A 20,943-nucleotide genomic window follows, 5' to 3' on the forward strand; every position below is an offset into this window, starting at 1 on the left:
CGGCTCCGCCCATTCGCGCTGCTATGCGCGGCGTGCGTCGATCTCGCGTCCGTGGACGGTGAGCGCGTAGATCACGATCACGTCGAGGGCGAGCACCGCCAGCGACAGCCATGGCTGCGCGGCGATGAGCGAGAGCTGGCCGATCGCGTTGATCGCGACGAGCACGATCGCGGTGATGCGCGCCCACTTCGCGCCGCCCAGCAGCGCGATGCCGACGAGGATCAGCAGCACGCCGGCGATGAGGTGCCACCAGCCCCAGCCCTGGATGTTCACCGAGAAGAGCCCGGCGTCACCCACGAAGTAGGCGGTGTCGGGACCGATGAGAGCCTGCAGGCCGTGGAAGGCGTCGATGGCGCCCGTGACGATCAGGACGACGGCGGCGAAGACGCCCCATCCTGCCCAGCCCGTCGGGGCGGTGGTGTTGGTGTCGGTCATGAGAGATCCCTTCGATTCGGCGAGAAACCGGCGCGGTTGAGACGAACCCGGTCCGCGCCACAGGGGTGCTGTTCAGCACTTGCGGCACACACTAGCGAACCTGGGAGAATCCTGAGTGCTTTTCTTTCCCGGCCCCCGCGTACGGCGTCATCAGAGGTCGCACGGCGTCATCGACGAGCGGCAGGGGCCGCGTCCGCGTGTCGGGCCGCGGTGAAGGATGTGGGGTGGAATCCTCCCGCCTTCGTTAGCGTGAGACCCGTGGCCTTCCATCCGCGCGCGTGGTTCTCGCGCAAGACCCTGCGCAAGGACGCCGTCGCGGGGGTCATCCTCGGGATCGAGGCGGTGCCCGACGGCCTCGCGGCCGGGCTTCTGGCCGGCGTGAATCCGTTGGCCGGGCTCTACGGCTACCTGTTCGGCATGGTGGGGGCCGCGGCCCTCACCAGCAGCGCCTTCATGGCCGTGCAGGCCACCAGTGCGATGGCGCTCGTCGTCTCCGACGCGCAGCTCGGCACGCTGCCGGACCCTGATCGGGGGCTCTTCACCCTTGCCATCCTCACCGGGATCGTCATGGTCGTCGCGGGGCTGCTGCGCGGCGGACGCCTCATCAGCTTCGTGCCGACCGCGGTCATGACCGGGTTCGTCACGGCGATCGGCGTGAACATCGTCCTCGGGCAGCTGTCGAACTTCACCGGCTATCAGGCGCAGGGACCGAACCGGCTGCTGAAGACGATCGACGTGTTCCTGCACGTCGGGCAGTGGAGCATCCCGTCGCTCGTCGTCGGTGCGATCTCGGTGCTCGTGATCGTCGTGCTCCTGCCGACCCGCGTCGGCAGCATGGGTCTGGTCATCGCAGTGGTCCTCGGCTCGGTGGTGGCCGTGGTGCTGAACACGTGGGTGACCAGCACGGTGGTGCTGCTGCGCGACATCGTCGAGGTCCCGCGCGGACTCCCGGCTCCGGTGCTGCCGAGTATCGCCGACGCCCCTGCGCTGCTGATCCCGGCGCTGTCGCTGGCCTTCATCGGCCTCGTCCAGGGCGCCGCCGTGTCCGCCGGCATCCCGACCGCCGACGGAAAGCGCGCCGACGCCAACCGCGACTTCCTCGGACAGGGACTCGGCAACGTCGTGTCGGGCCTCTTCCAGGGGATGCCGGTCGGCGGGTCGATGTCGGGATCGTCGTTGATCGTCCAGGCCGGTGCGAAGACCCGTCTGTCGCTGTTCATCGCGGGTGCCGTCATGGCCGTCCTGGTCTTCGTCGCCGCGGATCTGGTGTCGTTCGTCGCGATGCCGGCGCTGGCCGGCCTGCTGATGGTGGTGGGATGGCGCGCGGTCAAACCGAGTCGCATCTACTCGGTGGTGAAGTCGGGCGCGCTGCCGACGGCGATCATGGGCGTCACCTTCGGGCTGACCCTGATCATCCCGCTCCAGTTCGCGGTGCTGGTCGGGGTGGGCCTCGGCGTCATCCTGTACGTCGCGGAGCAGTCCAACAGCGTGCGCGTGCGCGCCGTGCATCTCGCCGGCGACGGGCGCATGCGCGAGAGCGATCCGCCGGCGGTCGTCCCGCCGGGCGAGGTGCTGGTGCTCCAGCCCTACGGGAGCCTCTTCTTCGCGAGCGCGCCGGTCTTCGAGCGCCAGCTGCCCGATGTCAGCCGCGAGTCGAGCGGCGCGGTGGTGATCGTGCGGCTGCGCGGCACCGACGAGATCGGCCTGTCGCACGTCGAGGTGCTGCGCCGCTTCGCCCACGAGCTCCGCGACGCCGACTCGACGCTCAAGGTCGTCGCCAGCGAGGAACGGGTCATCGCGCATCTCGCGGCCGGCGGGCTCACCGCCGACATCGGGGAGGACAACGTGTATCGCGGCTCCGAGTGGGTCGGCGAGGGCCTGCGCCGCGCCTATGCCGATGCGCTGACCGAGATCGGAGCGTGAGGCGACGTTGATCCGCACGCCCGAACGCTGGTAAACTTGAGCCAACGCGACTCAACTTTCGCGATCACAGATTTCAGGAGACAGATGAACGCCACACAACAGCCCGGGCAGGAGGACGCGCAGAGCGCCCTGGAGCAGTTCGGGATCAACCTCACCGACCGTGCCCGCCAGGGCAAGCTCGACCCCGTCATCGGGCGCGACAGCGAGATCCGCCGCGTCAGCCAGGTGCTGACCCGGCGCACCAAGAACAACCCCGTGCTCATCGGCGAGCCCGGCGTCGGCAAGACCGCCGTGGTCGAGGGCCTCGCCCAGCGGATCGTCGCGGGCGATGTCGCCGAGTCGCTCAAGAACAAGGAGCTCGTCACGCTCGACATCTCCGCGCTCGTCGCGGGTGCGATGTACCGCGGCCAGTTCGAGGAGCGCCTGAAGAGTGTGCTCAAGGAGATCACCGAGTCCGACGGCCGCATCATCACGTTCATCGACGAGCTGCACGTCCTCATGGGCGCCGGCGGCGGCGAGGGGTCGGTGGCGGCATCCAACATGCTGAAGCCGATGCTCGCGCGCGGCGAACTCCGCCTCATCGGCGCGACCACGCTCAACGAGTACCGCGAGTTCATCGAGAAGGATGCCGCGCTCGAGCGCCGCTTCCAGCAGGTGTACGTCGGCGAGCCCTCGGTCGAAGACACCGTCGCGATCCTGCGCGGGCTCAAGGAGCGGTACGAGGCCCACCACAAGGTCGCCATCGCGGATGCCGCGCTCGTCGCCGCGGCATCCCTCAGCCATCGCTACATCCCGTCGCGGCAGCTGCCCGACAAGGCCATCGACCTCATCGACGAGGCCGCGTCGCGGCTGCGCATGGAGATCGATTCGGCGCCGCTCGAGATCGACGAGCTGCGCCGCCACGTCGACCGCCTGAAGCTCGAGGAGCTCGCGCTCAAGAAGGAGAAGGACGACGCCTCGAAGGAGCGCCTGGCGGCGCTGCGAGAGACCCTCGGTCAGGAGCAGCAGCGCCTCGGCGAGCTGCAGGATCGCTGGGACCGCGAGCGTGCTTCCCTCAACCGGGTGGGCGACCTCAAGACCAAGCTCGACGCCGCTCGGATGGAGGCCGAGCGGGCGCAGCGTGAGGGCAACCTCGAGAAGGCGTCGCGCCTGCTCTACGCCGAGATCCCCGCGCTCGAGCGTCAACTCGTCGAGGCCGAGCGCGAGGAACCCGCCGGCGACCGGATGGTCAACGACCAGGTCACCGAGGAGGACATCGCCGCGGTCATCGCTGCGTGGACCGGCATCCCGGTGGGCCGTCTGCTGCAGGGCGAGACCGAGAAGCTGCTGCACCTCGAGTCCGAGCTCGGCAAGCGTCTCATCGGGCAGAAGGAGGCCGTGAAGGCTGTCTCGGACGCGGTGCGCCGCTCGCGTGCAGGCATCAGCGACCCCGGCCGCCCGACCGGCTCGTTCCTGTTCCTCGGCCCCACCGGCGTCGGCAAGACCGAGCTGGCCAAGGCCCTCGCCGAGTTCCTGTTCGACGACGAGCACGCCATGGTGCGCATCGACATGTCGGAGTACGGCGAGAAGCACACCGTCTCGCGCCTCGTCGGCGCCCCTCCCGGGTACATCGGCTACGAGCAGGGCGGTCAGCTCACCGAGGCCGTGCGGCGGCGCCCGTACTCGGTCGTGCTGCTCGACGAGGTCGAGAAGGCGCACCCCGAGGTGTTCGACGTGCTGCTGCAGGTCATGGACGACGGGCGCCTGACCGACGGACAGGGGCGCACGGTCGACTTCACGAACGTGATCCTCGTGCTCACGTCCAACCTGGGATCGCCGATCCTCATCGATCCGACGCTGTCGGCCGAGCAGAAGCGCGACACGGTCATGGCGATCGTGCGGCAAGCCTTCAAGCCCGAGTTCCTCAACCGGCTCGACGACATCGTCATGTTCTCGGCGCTCAGCGAGGACGACCTCGCGCAGATCGTCGAGCTCGCGGTGTTCGCGCTGCAGCGGCGCCTCAAGGACCGCCGCCTGTCGCTCGCCGTGACGCCCGACGCCCGGGCCTGGCTGGCCGAGCGCGGCTACGACCCGGTGTTCGGTGCGCGGCCGCTGCGCCGGCTCATCCAGTCCGAGATCCAGGACCGCCTCGCGATGGCGCTGCTGTCGGGTGGAGTGCGCGACGGCGACGTCGTGCGGGTGGATGTCGCGGCGGACGGCTCGTCGCTGGTGCTCACCAGCGACGGCCCGGCCGTGGCCGAGCCGACCGCGGACGATGAGGACGTGATCGAGGCCGAGCTGCTCGACGACTGAGCTCGGCGACCGCGACCGTGCGCGAATGACAGATGCCTCGCCCCGCCGCGGCGGGACGAGGCATCCGTCCTGGTCGCTCCGTTGTTCAGTCGTTCACGAGCACCGAGTCGGCGACGGGGCGACGCACTCGCGGGGCGGTCTCGCGAGCCTGCAGTTCGGCGGATGCGGTGCGGATATCGCCGAGCGTGCCGACCGCCATCACCGTGATGGTCGTGAAATCGTCGCTCAGGCCGAAGGCAGCGGCGATGGCATCGCGGTCGAAGCCGCCCATCTGGTGTGTCGAGAGGCCGTCCGCATGCGCCTGCACGGTGAAGTGGGCGGCCACCTGCCCGGTGTCGTACTGCGCCCACGTCATCGGCTCGCCGTCGCGCGTCGTCTCGGCGACGAACACCACGAGCGCGGAGGCGTCGCCCGCCCACGCGCTGTTGAACCCGGCCAGCGCCGACACGACCTGCGAGTGCGATGCCGAGCCGCGGCGTGCCACGATCACGCGCCAGGCCTGCGTGTTGGCGGCGGTCGGCGCCCATCGCGCAGCCTCCAGCGCGCTCGCCAGGGCCCTCTCGTCGATGACGGCTTCCGGGTCGAAGATGCGGGTGCTCCAGCGCTCCGCCAGGATGTCGATGATCGGGGCGTCGGTCTCGGCGGTGCGGTCGGTGAGAGTGGGCATGGCGTCTCCTTGCATGCGGAATGATCTGCGGGACGCCGTCGGCCCGAGTGCATGCAACGACATACATTCGCGGCCCATTCCCGCCGTCGATGCGGCACCGGCCGACCGGCACCGTGAGAGCATCGAGCGTGCGCACCGTCCGTGCCCTGTGGGGCTCCTCCCATCCCGGGCCGACGCTCGTCGTGACGGCGCTCGCGCTCGCGCTCGGGATCGCAACAGGGCTCGACCTCTGGCGCATCGCCCTGCTGACCGTCTCGGTGTTCGCCGGCCAGCTGTCGGTGGGCATCTCGAACGACGCGTTCGACGCGGCCCGCGACCGTGAGGTCGGGCGCACCGACAAGCCCCTTGCCCGCGGGGACGCCGGCATCGGTGTCGCGTGGGCGGCAGCACTCGGCCTGCTCGTCCTGGCGCTGGCGCTCTCGTTGCCGCTCGGCTGGCGCATGCTCGCCGCCCACGCCCTCGCACTGGGCTCCGCGTGGTCGTACAACGCCGGCCTGAAGTCGACGCCCTGGTCGATCGTCCCCTTCCTGGTGAGCTTCGGGATCTTCCCGTCGCTCGCGACCCTCGCGGCTCCCGACGCCGCGTTCGCGGCCGGCTGGGCGTGGATCGCCGGCGCGGCGCTCGGCGCCGCCGTGCACCTCACCAATGTGCTGCCCGACCTGGACGACGACGCGCGCACCGGCGTGCGCGGCCTTCCGCACCGGCTCGGTCCGCGCGCGGCGGCGGTCACTGCCGCGCTCGCGGTGGTCGGCGGTGCGATCGCCGTGCTGCTCGGGGCGGCGGGCGGCGATCTCGGCGCGGTCTCGGCCGTGTCGTGGGTCTTCTTCGCGGCGGTCGTGGTCGTCGCGGCGATCACGGCGTGGCGGGCGATCACGAGACCGCCGAGCCGCGCGCTGTTCCGGCTGGTGATGCTCGCGGCGCTGCTGCTGGCCACCCAGCTGGTCGCCTCGGGCAGCGCCCTCGCCGGCTGACCAAGGCTCCCTGCAGGCGTTCCGGGGCGCGACCGGTCCGTTGGGGGCGCGTCCGGTGCGCCCCGGACGCACGGCATGCGCCCCGAACCCGAGAAGACCGGGAAGGGGCGAGTGCTCCGCGTGACGGCCGGACGCCGCTCAGGCGTCGGCGTCGAAGCCCATCGCGTACGCCCGCGCGAACAGGCGACCCGAGGGGCCCGCGAGCATCGCGCGCACGGCCGTGCGGCGCAGCAGATCGATGTGCGGCAGCGGCCGGCCGAGCGCCGTGTTCACCGTCGCCATCGCGGCCGCCGCGCGTGCCGACCGCAGCCGGCGGTCCTCCCAGTGGCGAAGCCCGGCGTCGGGCGGGTCGCCGGTGCGCATCCACGACGCGAGGAGCGGGGCCAGGGTCACGGCGTCGAGCAGACCGAGGTTCATACCCTGACCGCCGATCGGGCTGACCTCGTGCGCCGCGTCGCCGATCGCGAACACCCGCCCGTTGCGCAGCCGCGGCGCGACGACCCGGCGGACGCCGAACGACGTCGCCGCCTCCACGGCGCTCGCCGCCGCCTGCTCGCCCCGGCGGGTGAGCGCGTCGCGCAGCCTCACCGCCCGAGCTTCCGGCTCGTCATCGCCGCCGGGGGCGTCCCAGGCCACGAACCGGCGCATACCGCCCGGCAGCGGGAAGGACTCGAGCACCCCGTCGGGGTCGAGGTGCACCAGCGCGACGTCGTCGTCGGATCGGCCGGCGGTGGCGGCATCCGTCATCAGATAGCGGTCGCGGTACTCGCGTACACCCACGCGTCCGGGCCGGTAGACGAGGTCCCGCCCGCCCGCACCGCCCGCGACCACCACGATGCGGCTCTCGAACTCGATGATGCGGCCGAGGTGCGTCGCTCGCACCACGACGCCCTGCGCACGCGGGATCACCGCGATGACACGGGCTCCCCGCAGCGGCTCGGGGGCACCGGCGCCGAGCACCGCTTCGGTGGTCGACTGCGGGAGCGTCGCCACGAACGGGAACCGCGCGGCGAGCGCGTCGAAGCGCACGGTGCCGAGTACGCGTCCACGGCTGCGCGCCTCGCCCCGCCGCACGCGCGCGGCGTCGGCGAGCAGCCGTTCGGTGAGTCCCGACGGCTCGAGGGCGGCGAGGACGGGGGAGTGGATGCCGATGGCCCGGGTGCCGTCGCCGACCGCGGGCCGGCGCTCGAGCACGCGCACGTCGACGTCGCGCCGTGCGAGCTCGGTCGCCAGCAGCGTGCCGACGGGGCCGGCCCCCACGATCGTGACGTCAGCCACGACCGCGACCCGTCGCGAGCACGCGGAACGGCGCCGGAGTCTGCACGTCCCACGTGCCGGGCATCGCCTCGTCGAGCACGGCGGCCAGCTCGGCCGGCGTGTAGCTGCGCCGGATGGAGCGCAGCCCGTCGGTCCGCAGGAACGTGCCGGGGGCGAACGGCGTGATGCCGATCGCGTACAGGGCGTAGGCGAGCCGCGAGCGTGCGATGTCGCTGTGCAGGACCAGCCCGTGCGACAGCGTCAGCGACTCGGAGACGAAGCTCGGCAGGTCGGAGCCGAGATGGTGCAGCACGTGATTCGACAGCACCGCGTCGTAGGTGACGCCCTCCGCGACGAGCGTCGCGGCGTCCGTGCACCGGAACGTCACGCCGTCCTCGCGACCGCGCTCGAGCGCCACTTCGTACGAGCGGGGGTCGGGGTCGATGCCGGTCCACTCGACCTGGATGCCGTCCCGCCGCGCGGCCGCGGCGAGCCGCAGCACGAGGTCGCCTCCGCCGCAGCCCATGTCCAGCACGCGAGCGGAGCGACGCAGCGTCGACAGGTGCGGAGCGAGTCTGCGCCGGTACACAGCGCCCCACCCTGAGACGAGGCGGTTGATCGTGCCGAACCGCCGCAGCGTGGCGCGCAGACGATCGGGGTCGCACGCCGGGTCGTCCATGAGCTCGGCCAGGCGCTCGTCGCGGACGGCGAGGGTCATGACGGCCCGTCCCCGCTCACGTCGGCCGCGTGCTCGCCGACAGTGATGGCGGCCATCGCCGGCCTCACGCCGACGCCGCCAGGGCGAGGGCGATCTGGTCGTCCGCCGGTTCGGCTACCCGCCGCCTCGTCATGAGGGCCGATTCGACGGTGAGCCCCGGCCCGAAGGCCAGCCCGGCGACGCGGGCGCCGTCGCCCACGGCGTCGTCGCGCAGGAGCGCCGCGAGGATGAAGAGGATCGTCGCACTCGACATGTTGCCGAAGTCGCGCAGCACACCCCGGGAGGCGGCCAGCGCGTCGGGGCCGAGCCCGAGCCCGGTCTCGACGCGGTCGAGCACGCTGCGTCCGCCGGGGTGCACCGCCCACACGGCCGGCTCGCCGTCGTCGCCCAGGAACCGCGCCACCGCGCCCTGGATCTCGCGGCCGATGATGCGCGGCACCTCGGCCGACAGCACCATCTCGAAGCCGTTGTCGCCGATCGTCCACACCATGTCGGTCTCGCCCTCGTCGGTGAGCGCGCTGCCGAAGCGTTCGAGGTCGAGCCCGCCGGCGCGGCCGACGGCCGGGTTCGCCGTCACGATCGCCGCGGCGGCGCCGTCCGCGAAGACGGATGCCGCGACGATCTGCTGCGGGTCGGCCGAGGCCCGCACGTGCAGCGAGCAGAGCTCGGTGCAGACCACCAGCACCACGGCGTCCGCCCGGGTCCCCGCGAGGGCCGTTGCGACGCGCAGCGCCGGGAGGGCGGCCGCGCACCCGATGAACCCGAGGTGGCAGCGCTCGACGGTGGGACTCAGACCGAGGTCGCGGACGAGACGATAGTCAGGTCCGGGCGCGAACAGGCCGGTGCACGACACGGTGACGACGTGCGTGACGGCCGACGGCTCGATGCACCCGTCGCGCAGGGCCTCGCGGGCGGCCTCGGCTGACAGGGCGGGAGCGGTGGCGATGTAGAGGTCGTTGCGTGTGGCGGTCGTGGGGGAGAGGAGCCGCCCCTCCGCGTCGACGAAGGCGGGAACCCCCGCCGCGCGGGGACCGGGCGGGCTCGCCAGGTCGGTCAGGACGGTGTGACGCTGTTCGATGGCCGAGGCGTCGAACACCGCCTGGATGCGCCGCCGGGTGAGGCGATCGACGCCGTCCTGCGCCGCGAACAGCGCACGGACATCGTCCTGCCGGATCCGGGTGGCAGGGACCGCCGTGCCGATCGAGACGATGCGCGCCGTCATGGAGCAACCTAAGCACGGCCGGGCACCCCTCAGCACCGTCTTGCCGGAATCCGGACCGTGAGGTACCGGCCGCGCGTGCCGGCAGTGCGTCAGTGCGACGTCACGCGAGGAGCGCGGAGGCTCCCCCACGCCTCCCCGCGGCGCGAACCGACACGCGGAGCATCCGGTGCGGAGGCCTCGGCCCGACCCTGCACGGCGGGCCGAGGCATCCGACGATCTTCCCCGCTCATCGCCCCGGCTCGGTGCCGCGGCCGACCTCGGCATCGGCCGCGGCCGGCCCGCCGGTTCCGTGCTCCTCGTGAGCGGCGGGCAGCTCGCGCATGCCCCAGAACGGGCCGATGACGACGAAGAGGCCGGCCAGCAGCTCGCCGCTCGCGGCGATCCACAGCGTGGGCACGGTGCCGATCCAGGTACCGAGCGCGCCGGCCAGGAGGGCGCCGATGGGCATGACGCCCCACACGACGAACCGGATCGAGGCGTTCATGCGGCCGAGGAGCCGCGGCGGGGTGATTCGCTGGCGGAAGGTGACCTGCGTGATGTTGTACAGCAGGATCGTGAAGCTCATCACGAAGAACTGCACGACCAGCAGGGGGAAGGCCAGCGCCGGCACGAGCGAGATCGCGGGCAGGAAGAACGGGGAGATGGAGAACGCGATCGCGCTGATCGGGATCGCCCGCGCCTCGCCGAGCCGCTTCACGATGCGCGGCGTCGCGATAGCCCCGAGCAGGCCTCCGACCGCCGACAGCGAGAACACGATGCCGAGCATCTGCGGTGTGAGGCCGAGCTCGCGCAGCGCGAAGATCGGCAGCAGGGTGGTGGACATCGTGCCGAAGAAGTTCGCGACGCCGGTCGTGCCGACGATGCGGCGCAGCAGCGGATTGCCGAACACCCACCGCAGGCCTTCGGCGATCTCGTGCACGAGCGGCTTGTGGTCGTCGGGGGAGCGCAGCCGCTCGTGGTCGCGCGTGAACAGCAGCGCGACGAACGAGGCGAGGTAGGTGCCGACGGTGATGAAGATCGCCAGCGGGGCGGCGAGCACGCCGACCAGCCATCCGCCGAACGCAGGGCCGGCGAGCCCGGCCAGCTGCTCGGTCGACTGCAGCTTGCCGTTCGCCTCGGCGATCTGATTGGTTCGCACGAGCGACGGGATGATGCTCTGGTTCGACACGTCGAAGAACACCGTCGCGACGCCCATGATCAGGGCGACGACGATCATGTGCCAGATCTCGAGCGCCCCCGACAGCGCGAGCACGGGCAGCGTGCCGAGGGCGACGGCCCTCACCCCGTCGGCGACGATCATCACGTGGCGCTTGCGCATGCGGTCGATCCAGGCGCCGGCGGGCAGTCCCACCACGAGGAAGGCGGCGACCTGCGCCGCGTTGAGCACGCCGACCTCCCACTCGGTCGCGTCGAGCATCAGCACTGCCAGCACCGGGATCGCCAGCTCGGTGATCTGCGCACCGAACTGGCTGAGCGCCTGGCCGCTCCACAGCGTCAGGAAGTTGCGGTCGCGCCACAGCGAGCCCTTGCCGGCCGTGGGGGTCGGCGCGGCGGCGGCTGCGTCTGCGGTTGCGGCATCCTGATCCGCTTCCACCGCCTCATCGGCACCCGCTCGCGAGGTGAGGGTCGACGCCTCGGCCCGCGCCTCGGCGAGCGTGTCGGCGGCGAGCTCTTCGGGGGCGGCGGCGAGCTCTTCGGGGGCGGCGTCGACCCCGCGGAGCTCATCTGATTGGGACATGTCAATCAGTGTGCGCCACTGATTGAGATCTGTCAATCAGTCTTGTACGCTGACCACGTGGCCGACGGGGAAGACCGGATCGAACTGCGTCGGGGTGATCCCGAGGCGGAGGCGCGGATGCGCGCCCTGAGTTCGCCGCTCCGCCTGCGCGTGCTGCGGCTGTGCGCGTTCGAGTCGCGCACGAACAAGGAGCTCGCCGAGCTGCTCGGCATGAACCCCGGCACGATGCTGCACCATGTGCGCACGCTCGTGCAGACCGGCTACCTCGCCGCCGAGCCCGAGCGCTCCGGCGCGCAGGGAGCGCGCGAGGTCCCGTACCGGGCGACCGGACTGTCGTGGCGGACGTCGATGCCCGGCGGCTCGCCCGTGCTCATCGAGACGTTCCTGCAGCAGATCCAGGGTGTCGCTCCCGACGACCTCGACACCACCTGGCTCGGCCTCAAGCTCACCCCCGAGCACCGCACCGAATTCCAGCACCGCCTCTACGAGCTCGTCAACGAGTTCAAGGAGCGCGGCCCCGACCCCGACGGCGACACGTACTCGTTCTTCAGCACCCTGCACCCCGACGAGAACCCGCCGGCCGCACGCTGACCCGCCGCGCACCGACCGCCGCCGCGACGAGCGGTCCCGGCATCCGTCCGGGTGACGTGCTTCAGGGGTACGACGCACACGTGTCGCGTGCATGTGAGGCAGGCCGACAACTTCGCGGCGGCGGAAGAGCGCGGGATCTTCTCCGGATGACGACTGCCGCGAGACCACGGAATCGCCATAGCGTGAGGGGATGACCACCTCGACGGCTGACCTGTACGACGAACGCGGCGATGAGCTGGACTCGCTCTCGCTGCAGCTGCACGACTTCGGCGGGCGCGTCGCGTTCGAGGGTCCGGTCCGAACGGTGCGGTGCCACCGCGACAACGCGCTCGTGAAGGACCTGCTCGCGACCCCAGGCGACGGCGCAGTGCTCGTGGTCGACGGCGGAGGGTCGCTGGAGTCGGCGCTCGTCGGCGACCTCATCGCGGCGTCCGCGGTCTCGAACGGCTGGGCCGGGCTCATCGTCTTCGGCGCGATCCGCGACCGCGTCGCCATCGGCGAGCTGCCGATCGGCGTCAAGGCGCTGGGCTCGAACCCCCGCAAGAGCGTGAAGGCGGGGCTCGGCGAAGTCGACGTTCCGGTGACGATCGCCGGCGTCGCCTTCGTTCCCGGCAGGCACGTGTGGGCCGATGCCGACGGGATCCTCGTCGAACGCTGACCGCGGCGCTGGTCGCGAGCCGCTGGGGCGTCGGGTCTCGCTCCGCCCGCCGGGGCGTCGCTCAGGGCAGCTTCTGCCAGTGCTCGGGCCCGAGCGAGCCAGCGGCGTACTCGTCGAGCGGCACCTCGCCCGCCCGCCAGGCCGCGAGCACCGGGTCGACGATGCGCCACGACTGCTCTGCCGCGTCTCCGCGCACGGCGAGCGTCGCGTCGGCGTCGAGGATGCCCGACAGCACCTCGCCGTACGCCTTGAGCGCTCCGGCGCCGAGGTCGGCCTCCAGGATCGCGCGTTCGAGCTCGAGTGGGTCGTCGCCCCCGTTGACGTTGAGCTCGAGGTCCATGCGGTCGGGCCCGAGCGAGAAGCGGAGCACCGAGCCGGGCGCGGCGCCCGTGAGTCCGTCCGGAACGTGGTTGACGGGCCGGAAGGTCACGACCACCTCGCCGTCCTTGCCCGCGAGCGCCTTTCCCGAGCGCAGGGTGAAGGGCACACCCTGCCACCGCTCGTTGCGCACCTCACAGGTGAGCTCTGCGAGGGTCTCGGTCTCGCGTGAGGGGTCGACATCCGGCTCGTCCACATACGACGGCAGCCGGCGGTCGCCCACGGCGCCCGCGGTGTAGCGCGCACGCCGCGACGCGATCGACGGATCGTCCTGCCACACGTGCGTCGCGCGCAGCACCGCGGCGGTGGCATCGCGGAAGTCCCGCTCGCGGAGCGTGGCGGGAGGTTCCATCGCCAGCACCGCCATCACCTGCAGCAGATGGCTCTGGATCATGTCGACGAGAGCGCCGGCCCTGTCGTAGTACCCGGCGCGGCCCTCGAGTCCCAGCGTCTCGTCGTAGCGGACGACGACCGACTCGATGTGCTGAGACGACCACACCGGAGCGAACACGCGGTTGGCGAACCTGACACCGAGCATGTTCAGGGTCGTCGACCGGCCGAGGAAGTGGTCGATGCGGAAGATCTGCTCCTCGGGCACCAGACCGGTCACCGTCACATTGAGGCGGTGCGCCGAGGCCTCGTCGACGCCGAAGGGCTTCTCGAGCGCGAGCACCGTGCCGTCGGGGATCGCCACTGCGGCGAGGGCCTCGCAGGCCGCCGCCGCCACGGCGGGCGGCACTGCGAAGTACAGCGCGAGGCGGTCACCGGGATCGGCGACCACCCGCTCGAGATCGTGCGGGTCGGTGATGTCGGCGCGCAGGTAGGTCGTCTCGGCCACGGCCCGGAACGCCTCTGCGAAGCCGCCCGCCGCGAACGACTCCTTCACGGTGTCGCGCCAGCGTGCGTCGTCCCAGTCGTCCATCCCGGCGCCGCGCAGCCGCACACGGCGCTGCGGCTCCATCGTGAGCAGCTGCCCCAGGGCGGGCAGCAGCAGCCGCGAGGTCAGGTCGCCGGAGGCGCCGAGGATGACAAGCGTGGTCTCGTTGGCCATGAGGTCAACCTATTCACGCGGCACGGCCTCCGGGAGGGGCTTGTGCGATCTCGTCCGCGACGCCCGCCCGCGGACCCCTCGACAGGCCGGGCCGGCAAGAGGATCGTGGACGTGGGGACACACACTGGGAGGCTGTCATGTTCACAACCGATCGTCCGTTCTCGAGCTTCGCCGTACCCGACGTCGGCGAGGCCGTGGCGTTCTACCGCGACACCCTGGGGCTCGATGTGACCGTTTACGACGAGATGGGCGGTGGGTTCACCATCGCGCTCCCGGGCGGCGGCCACGTCTTCGTCTATCCGAAGGAGGATCACGAGCCGGCCGTGTTCACGATCCTGAACTTCAGCGTGGACGATGTCGACGCCGCCGTCGACGACCTCAACGCCCGGGGGGTGACCACGAAGATCTACAGCGACCCCGACTACGGCACGGACGAGAAGGGGATCTCGCGCGGCTTCGAGGGCGGGCCCGACATCGCGTGGTTCCGCGACCCTGCGGGCAACGTGATCGCGGTCGGCGAGATGGCACCGCAGATGATGGGCGGCTGACGGCGCCGGACCGACGGATGCCCCGAGCCCGCCGCAGGGCCGGGTCGGGGCATCCGCGTGCCTGCTTTCGCGCCCGCTCAGCGGGCGAGGGCCTCCGAGAGCTTCACCCGGCCGCCCATGCGCAGCAGCGAGTTCTCATAGATGCGCGCGGCGATGAGGATCGCGGCGATGCACGTCGCGATGAGGATCGCGATCGACACGAGCGGCTCCCACCACTGGGCGTCGCCGAGGAAGATCCGCATCGGCATGCCCACCGGGGCCGAGAACGGCACGTACGACATGACTGCGAGCACCACCGGGTTGTCGTTGAAGAAGATCACCAGGAAGTACGGCGCCATGATCAGCATCGTCAGAGGCCCGGTCGTCGAGCCGATGTCCTCCTGCCGCGACACCATCGAGGCTGCGGCGGCGAACAACGACGCGAGCAGGATGAAGCCGAACAGGAAGAAGATCGCGAACCAGGCGATCGGCGCACCGAGACCCTGCAGCAGCTCCGTCTGGTCGGTGACGGTGAGGCCGATCACGGCGATCGCGGCGAGGATGAGGATCTGTCCCATGGCGAGGACCGTGTTGCCGATCACCTTGCCCGCCAGCAGCGAGCGCACCGGGATGGCCGAGATCAGCAGCTCCACCACTCGCGTCTGCTTCTCCTCGACGACGCTCTGCGCGATCGTGCTGCCGAACAGCGACGCGGCGAGCAGGAAGACGATGCCGAAGCCGACGGCGGCGATGTAGCCGAGCGCGGCGTTGCCCCCGTCGGGGTTCAGCAGCTCGACCGGCGGCAGCTGCGCGAGCTGCAGCAGCAGCTGCGTCGGCGGCGAAGAGTCCGCGACGACCGCGAAGCCGAGCGGCGACGACGTGTCGGCCACCACGGCCGCATCGACCGTGCCGTCCTCGACGAGCGCCTCGGCGGCCGACCTGTCGCCGACCTCGGTGACGTCGAGGCCTTCCGCGTTCGCGACGTACTGCCGGGCGTCCGCGGTGACCGCGACAGGCGTGCCGGTCGCGTTCGCCGCCTGCAGGCCGCCCCAGATCACGAGCGCCAGGGCGCCGACGAAGAGGATCGCGGTCGAGATGACGAACGCCTTGCTGCGCAGCTTCGAGCCGATCTCGCGCTCGGCGACGAGCCAGATGGCCTGGCCGCCGCCGAGGCCGGCAGGGGCGCGGCGGGTGTCGGTGGTGCTCACTGGATGACCTCCCGGAAGATCTGGGCGAGGGACGGATGCTGCGGCGCGAAGCTCGCGACATCGCCTTGTGCGAGGGCCCGGCGCAGCACGCGCTGCGCGGTCTCGTCGCTGTCCGCGTCGAACACGGCGTAGCCGCCGTCGAAGTCGAGGACGTCGACTCCGGGCTCGGTCCGGAGCCACCCGGCGTCGCCGGCCGACACGAGCTCGAAGCGGCGCGTCGAGTGCTGGGCGCGCAGCGCGTCGCGGCCGCCGGCCGCGCGGATCGTGCCACCCGCGATGATGACGAGGTCGTCGCAGAGGCGCTCGACGACGTCGAGCTGGTGCGACGAGAACAGCACGGCGGCGCCGGCTGCGGCACGCTCCTGCAGCACGCCCGCCACGACGTCGACCGCGAGCGGGTCGAGGCCCGAGAACGGCTCGTCGAGGATGAGCACCTGCGGGTCGTGCACGAGCGCCGCGGCGATCTGCGCACGCTGCTGGTTGCCGAGTGAGAGGGTCTCGACGTTGTCGTTCAGGCGCTCGCCGAGTCCGAGCTGCTCCAGCAGCGCGCGGGCGCGCGCCTCGGCATCCGTCTTCGGGAACCCGTGCAGGCGCGCGAGGTACACGATGTGCTCCAGCACCTTCATCTTCGGGTACAGGCCGCGCTCCTCGGGCATGTACCCGAATCGGCGGCGGTCCGCCGCCGTCACCTCGGCGCCGTCGAGTGTCACGGTGCCGGCGTCGCCGGTGAGCACCCCCAGCACGATCCGCATGGTCGTGGTCTTGCCCGCGCCGTTGCCGCCGACGAAGCCCGTGAGCCGGCCCGGCCGCACGTCGAACGACACGTCGTCGAGCACGCGGCGCCCCCCGTAGCTCTTGCCGATACCGCGAAGCTGCAGCATCCTGTCTCCTCTCGCACCCCGTGACCGATCCGTCACAGGTGTCGGGCCCGCACCCCGGTGGTCGAGCCCTGCGACACCGACGCTACGCACCGCCGTCGTCGGCGTCCTCCCCCGGGAGGGGGATCATCGCCGTCCGCTCCGCGGGGGAGACCCACGCTCGCCGTTGTTGCATGCGTGGGAATAGAAGCACACGTTCATGTGCTTGCATGGAACTGGAACGTCCACGGTGGCCCCCCCACCGGGGACGCCTCTGTCTTTCAAGGAGAACAACAATGTCCGAGCGGACCATCGGCTACATCGTCGGCAGCATCTCGTCGACCTCCATCAACCGCCGCCTCGCGAAGGCTCTCGAGCGTCTCGCCCCCGAGGGCACGACCCTCGTCGAGATCCCGATCAAGGACCTCCCGTTCTACTCGCCCGACTTCGACGCGGACTATCCGCAGGTCGCGCGCGACTTCAAGCAGGCCATCGAAGACGTCGACGGCGTCATCATCATCACCCCCGAGTACAGCCGCTCCATCCCCGGCGTGCTGAAGAACGCCCTCGACTGGGCGGCCCGTCCGTGGGGTAAGGGCTCGTTCAACGGCAAGCCGACCGCTGTCATCGGCACCTCCGGCGGCGGCATCGCCACCGCGGCCGCGCAGCAGCACCTCAAGGCCATCCTCAGCCACTTCAACGCGCCGACGCTCGGCCAGCCCGAGGGCTACGTGCAGACCACGCCCGGCCTGTTCACCGAGACCGGCGAGGTCACCAACGACCAGACCGCCGAGTTCCTCGTCGGCTACCTCGAGGCGTTCGGCGCTCTCGTGGACCGCTACGCCGCCGTTCCCGTCGCGGCCTGATTCCCCTCCGGTCGGCCTCCGCGCCGGCATCGTTCCAGCAGCACGGATGCCCCGACCCGCGCCCCTCACGGCGTGGGCCCGGGGCATCCGTGGCTTCCGCCCGCCGCCGAGCGCCACAGCCAGGCGCGGTGCGGACGGTTCTTGCGGAGTTCGTGCGCGCCGATCCCGTCAGACGAGGCCGTGCCGGTGGGCGTAGACGACGGCGGCGACGCGGTCGCGGGCGCCGAGCTTCTGCAGCACGTTCGACACGTGCGTCTTGACCGTGGCCTCACCGATGTAGAGCCGCTGCGCGATCTCGGCGTTGCTCATCGCCTGCGCGACGAGGTGCAGCACCTCGCCCTCGCGCTCGGTGAGCTCGACGGTCGGCACGCCGCCGCCGCGCGAGAGTACAACGGGTGGACCAGGCGTAGGGGCGTTCCCTGCCTCTCGTCCACCCGCGGTTCTCTCGCGGTCGGGGGGAGCCGCGGCGAAGCGGGCGATGACGCGGCGGGTCACCTCGGGGGCGAGCAGCGCGTCGCCGGCGGCGGCCACGCGCACCGCGGCGATGAGTTCCTCGGGTCCGGCGTTCTTCAGCAGGAACCCGCTGGCGCCGGCCGCGAGCGCGTCGAACAGATAGTCGTCGCGGTCGAACGTGGTCACGACCACGACGGCCGCCTCGACGGACGGGTCGCGCGCGATCCGGCGGGTGGCCTCCACGCCGTCCATGTCGGGCATCTGGACGTCCATGCAGATCACGTCGGGGCGGAGAGCGGATGCTGCGGCGACCGCCTCCACGCCGGTCGATGCCTCGCCGACGACGGAGATGTCGCCTGCCGACTCGAGGATCATGCGGAAGCCCGCCCGCATCACGGCGTGGTCGTCGACCAGCAGCACGCGGATCGCCGCCGTCACGCGCCCACCCCCGCCGAGGCGCGCGCCGACGCCGGTGCGGCCAACGGCACGCGCAGCCGCACGAGGAATCCGCCGCGGCCGCGCGGGCCGGTCTCGAGCACCCCGCCCGAGGCCGCGGCACGCTCCCGCATCCCCACGAGGCCCAGCCCGGGCCGCATCGGCGCCGCGACGGCGCGCCCGGAGTTGACGACCTCGAGCTCGACGGCGTCGCCGCCGTAGCGCAGGCGGACGTCCGCCGCGGCATCCGGCCCGCCGTGGCGGCGTGCGTTGGTGAGTGCCTCCTGCGCGACGCGGTACATGTTCACCTGCACGAGGTCGGGCAGGTCGACACGGTCGCCGACGACCGTCAGCGTCGTGGGCAGGCCGTTGTCGTTGGCGTGCGCGACCAGGTCGGCGAGCGCCGACAGGTGCACGGTCGAGCCGCCCTCGGCGTCGCCGGCGGAAGTGCGCAGGGTCTCGAGCAGCTGGCGCAGGTCGGCGATCGCCGAGCGGGCGGAGTCCTCGATCCCCAGCAGTGACGTGCGCGCGGCATCCGGGTCCCGATCCAGCACCGCGCGGGCGGCGCCGGCCTGCACGCCCATCGCCGAGACGTGGTGCGCGACGACGTCGTGCAGCTCGCGGGCGATCCGGACGCGGTCGAGGGCGACGGCCTGCGCGGCGGTCACCTCGCGCTCGCGCTCGAGCTCCCGGGTGCGCTGCTCGAGGGCGGCGCGCGACATCGCGGCGGCGTACGCCCGGTCGCCCATGTAGTACGCCCCGCCGAAGAACCCCGCGTTGACGAGCAGCTGCAGCAGCAGCATCGCCGCGAACGGCGAGAACACGCCGGCCTGGGAGAGCGCGTCGTCGGACGGATCGATCGCCGACTGGAACATGGTCACGATCAGCCACACGAACATCGCGACGATGACGCCGACGCGCACCCACATGGCCCGGCGACGGTCGTCGACCCAGGCGCCGACGGTGTACATCGCGATGAACATCGCGATGTTCGAGACGTAGAGGTCGGGGATGCGCAGCGTGACCCCGACGAAGAACACCACCGCGATGGCGACGACGACGATCTCGGGAAAGCGCCGCCGCACCGCGAGCGGGGCGGTGAGCCCGAGGCTGTACAGCAGCGCCCACTGCATCCCCTCGGCGGCGTCGGCACCGTACACGCCGGCCACCGACCCGAGCGCAGTGCTCAGGACGGCCGAGACGAACAGGCCGGCTGCCAGCCAGACGTCGTTGCGCAGCTCGGCAGGCGTCGGCCGCGGGCGCCGGACCGGGTGCGCGGCGGTGTGGTCGGACATCCCTCCACGGTAGGGCGGACTCCCCGTCGCGGCATCCCCCGAGAGGCGGAGTCGGGACCCTGCGAGACGAAGCGCGCGGCGGACCTACTTGCTATTGACAAGTTTGCTTGTTTTTTGCAACCATCGGATGTCGGCAGTCCTACCGACACGAGAATCCAAGGAGCAAGGCAATGACGCACATCTTCGTCAACATCCCGACGAACGACCTGGAGCGCTCGAAGGCGTACTACACCGCCCTGGGCTGCGAGCTGAACCCGCTCTTCACCGACGACAACGCCGCGTGCGTCGTGTGGAGTGACGACATCTTCTTCATGGTGCTCACCAAGGAGTACTTCTCGACGTTCACCGACAAGGAGTTCGCCGACCCGCGCACGCACGCCCAGGTGCTGCTGTCGATCAGCCGCGACTCCCGCGAAGACGTCGACAGGATCGTCGAGGCGGGCGTCGCACACGGCGGGACCGCGCCGGGCGAACCCCAGGACTACGGCTTCATGTACGGCCGCGACCTCATCGATCCCGACGGCAACGGCATCCAGTTCATGTACATGGATCCCGAGGCCGCCGCCAAGGGACCCGACGCCTACATGGCGGAGCAGGCGCAGGCGTAAGTGGCCTCCCGCAGCTACGGGCAGTACTGCGGGGTCACCACGGCCGTCGAGCTGATCGGGGAGCGGTGGGCGCTGCTCATCGTCCGTGATCTGCTCGTCGGCCCTCGGCGCTACACCGACCTCAAGCAGGGGCTGCCCAAGATCCCCACCAACATCCTCTCCACGCGGCTCAAGGAGCTGCAGGAGGGCGGCGTGGTGCGCCGGGTGCCCCTCCTGCACTGCGGCCTGGTGTACGAGCTGACCCCGTACGGTCGCGAGCTCGAGCCGATCGTGCTCGCGATGGGCCGCTGGGGATTCCAGCAGATGGGGGATCCATCGCCCGACGACATCGTGACCGCGGACTCGCTCACGATGGCGCTGCGCACCGCATTCCGATCGGATGCCGCTGCCGCGCTGCCTCCAGCTGACTACGAGGTGCACGTGGCCGACGTCGTCCTGCGCGTGCACGTCGACCCGTCGGGGCTCAAGATCGCGCAGCTGCAGCCCGCCGGCCGGCCGGTGGACCCGCGACTCGGCACGCAGGCGTCGGTCGCGGACGACCCGGGCATCGTCTTCGCGGCGGGGCCCGGCATCCGTCGCCTCATCTCGGGCGAGCTGACCCCGGCGGCCGCCATCGACGAGGAGGTGCTGGCCGTGGTCAGCGGCGATGCGACGCTGCTGGAGCGGTTCGCGCAGACGTTCTCGATCCCGGTGGCTCCGGCGGTGCAGGACCGGGAGGACCAGCGGGTCCCGGTCGCGTAGCGCGAAGCTCGCACGAGACCGGATGCGGAGGGGCCGGCGGGTCCTCCCGCTC

At 71.5% G+C, this 20,943-nt stretch carries 20 protein-coding genes; 9 read left to right on the plus strand and 11 right to left on the minus strand.

Annotated features, from left to right (window positions below):
* Window positions 1-21: 21 nt before the first annotated feature.
* Entirely contained in the window at window positions 22-435 is a 414-nt protein-coding gene (locus tag Q9R08_RS04370; protein WP_308866611.1) for a DUF7144 family membrane protein, read from the minus strand.
* Between the two features lie 258 nt (window positions 436-693).
* On the opposite strand from Q9R08_RS04370, the gene Q9R08_RS04375 reads away from it, so the two are divergent.
* Entirely contained in the window at window positions 694-2,358 is a 1,665-nt protein-coding gene (locus Q9R08_RS04375; protein ID WP_308866612.1) for a SulP family inorganic anion transporter, read from the plus strand.
* Window positions 2,359-2,442: 84 nt separating this feature from the next.
* Complete coding sequence (locus Q9R08_RS04380; protein ID WP_308866613.1) at window positions 2,443-4,650, plus strand: ATP-dependent Clp protease ATP-binding subunit; 2,208 nt, start codon at window positions 2,443-2,445, stop codon at window positions 4,648-4,650.
* A gap of 85 nt (window positions 4,651-4,735) precedes the next feature.
* Here Q9R08_RS04380 and Q9R08_RS04385 read toward each other — a convergent pair whose 3' ends face one another.
* Complete coding sequence (locus Q9R08_RS04385; RefSeq protein ID WP_308866614.1) at window positions 4,736-5,317, minus strand: nitroreductase family protein; 582 nt, start codon at window positions 5,315-5,317, stop codon at window positions 4,736-4,738.
* Between the two features lie 128 nt (window positions 5,318-5,445).
* Between Q9R08_RS04385 and Q9R08_RS04390 the strand changes: the two genes are divergently transcribed.
* Entirely contained in the window at window positions 5,446-6,288 is an 843-nt protein-coding gene (locus Q9R08_RS04390) for a UbiA family prenyltransferase (RefSeq protein WP_308866615.1), read from the plus strand.
* A 138-nt stretch (window positions 6,289-6,426) separates the two neighbouring features.
* Here the strand turns inward: Q9R08_RS04390 and Q9R08_RS04395 are convergent, their stop codons facing one another.
* The 4 genes from Q9R08_RS04395 to Q9R08_RS04410 form a co-directional block, all read right to left on the minus strand.
* The gene (locus Q9R08_RS04395) at window positions 6,427-7,566 is read right to left on the minus strand and encodes an FAD-dependent oxidoreductase (protein ID WP_308866616.1); all 1,140 of its coding nucleotides are present in this window, start codon (window positions 7,564-7,566) and stop codon (window positions 6,427-6,429) included.
* Window positions 7,559-8,263 (minus strand): methyltransferase domain-containing protein, encoded by a 705-nt coding sequence (locus Q9R08_RS04400; RefSeq protein WP_308866618.1) that lies wholly within the window; start codon window positions 8,261-8,263, stop codon window positions 7,559-7,561. The genes Q9R08_RS04395 and Q9R08_RS04400 overlap by 8 nt, the downstream gene beginning before the upstream one ends.
* 64 nt (window positions 8,264-8,327) lie before the next feature.
* Entirely contained in the window at window positions 8,328-9,485 is a 1,158-nt protein-coding gene (locus tag Q9R08_RS04405) for a type III polyketide synthase (protein ID WP_308866619.1), read from the minus strand.
* Between the two features lie 226 nt (window positions 9,486-9,711).
* Window positions 9,712-11,223 carry an MFS transporter gene (locus Q9R08_RS04410; protein ID WP_308866620.1) on the minus strand — a complete coding sequence of 504 codons (1,512 nt, stop codon included), beginning with the start codon at window positions 11,221-11,223 and terminating at the stop codon, window positions 9,712-9,714.
* A gap of 57 nt (window positions 11,224-11,280) precedes the next feature.
* On the opposite strand from Q9R08_RS04410, the gene Q9R08_RS04415 reads away from it, so the two are divergent.
* A complete protein-coding gene (locus Q9R08_RS04415) occupies window positions 11,281-11,814 on the plus strand; it encodes an ArsR/SmtB family transcription factor (protein ID WP_308866621.1) in 534 nt (177 codons plus the stop codon).
* 190 nt (window positions 11,815-12,004) lie between these two features.
* Window positions 12,005-12,472 carry a ribonuclease E activity regulator RraA gene (gene rraA, locus Q9R08_RS04420; RefSeq protein WP_308866623.1) on the plus strand — a complete coding sequence of 156 codons (468 nt, stop codon included), beginning with the start codon at window positions 12,005-12,007 and terminating at the stop codon, window positions 12,470-12,472.
* 61 nt (window positions 12,473-12,533) lie between these two features.
* On the opposite strand, the gene Q9R08_RS04425 is transcribed toward rraA, so the two are convergent.
* Window positions 12,534-13,901, minus strand: coding sequence for a glucose-6-phosphate dehydrogenase (locus Q9R08_RS04425; protein WP_308866624.1), 1,368 nt, complete (start codon window positions 13,899-13,901; stop codon window positions 12,534-12,536).
* A 137-nt stretch (window positions 13,902-14,038) separates the two neighbouring features.
* Here Q9R08_RS04425 and Q9R08_RS04430 point away from each other — a divergent pair, with 137 nt between their 5' ends.
* Window positions 14,039-14,449, plus strand: a complete 411-nt coding sequence (locus Q9R08_RS04430; protein ID WP_308866625.1) for a VOC family protein — start codon at window positions 14,039-14,041, stop codon at window positions 14,447-14,449.
* A gap of 77 nt (window positions 14,450-14,526) precedes the next feature.
* Here Q9R08_RS04430 and Q9R08_RS04435 read toward each other — a convergent pair whose 3' ends face one another.
* Both Q9R08_RS04435 and Q9R08_RS04440 read right to left on the minus strand, forming a co-directional pair.
* Window positions 14,527-15,636, minus strand: a complete 1,110-nt coding sequence (locus Q9R08_RS04435; RefSeq protein WP_308866626.1) for an ABC transporter permease — start codon at window positions 15,634-15,636, stop codon at window positions 14,527-14,529.
* The gene (locus Q9R08_RS04440; RefSeq protein WP_308866627.1) at window positions 15,633-16,517 is read right to left on the minus strand and encodes an ABC transporter ATP-binding protein; all 885 of its coding nucleotides are present in this window, start codon (window positions 16,515-16,517) and stop codon (window positions 15,633-15,635) included. Before Q9R08_RS04440 ends, Q9R08_RS04435 begins: the two co-directional genes overlap by 4 nt.
* A 272-nt stretch (window positions 16,518-16,789) precedes the next feature.
* On the opposite strand from Q9R08_RS04440, the gene Q9R08_RS04445 reads away from it, so the two are divergent.
* A complete protein-coding gene (locus tag Q9R08_RS04445; protein ID WP_308866628.1) occupies window positions 16,790-17,359 on the plus strand; it encodes an NADPH-dependent FMN reductase in 570 nt (189 codons plus the stop codon).
* 168 nt (window positions 17,360-17,527) lie between these two features.
* Here the strand turns inward: Q9R08_RS04445 and Q9R08_RS04450 are convergent, their stop codons facing one another.
* Complete coding sequence (locus tag Q9R08_RS04450; RefSeq protein ID WP_418001314.1) at window positions 17,528-18,205, minus strand: response regulator; 678 nt, start codon at window positions 18,203-18,205, stop codon at window positions 17,528-17,530.
* A gap of 41 nt (window positions 18,206-18,246) precedes the next feature.
* A complete protein-coding gene (locus Q9R08_RS04455) occupies window positions 18,247-19,542 on the minus strand; it encodes a sensor histidine kinase (protein WP_308866630.1) in 1,296 nt (431 codons plus the stop codon).
* A gap of 170 nt (window positions 19,543-19,712) precedes the next feature.
* Between Q9R08_RS04455 and Q9R08_RS04460 the strand changes: the two genes are divergently transcribed.
* Together Q9R08_RS04460 and Q9R08_RS04465 are read left to right on the plus strand one after the other, a co-directional pair.
* Window positions 19,713-20,150 (plus strand): VOC family protein, encoded by a 438-nt coding sequence (locus Q9R08_RS04460; protein ID WP_308866631.1) that lies wholly within the window; start codon window positions 19,713-19,715, stop codon window positions 20,148-20,150.
* Entirely contained in the window at window positions 20,151-20,891 is a 741-nt protein-coding gene (locus Q9R08_RS04465; protein WP_308866632.1) for a winged helix-turn-helix transcriptional regulator, read from the plus strand.
* The last annotated feature ends 52 nt before the right edge of the window (window positions 20,892-20,943 follow it).

It is taken from the genome of Microbacterium psychrotolerans (assembly GCF_031085295.1).
Classification (GTDB): domain Bacteria; phylum Actinomycetota; class Actinomycetes; order Actinomycetales; family Microbacteriaceae; genus Microbacterium; species Microbacterium psychrotolerans.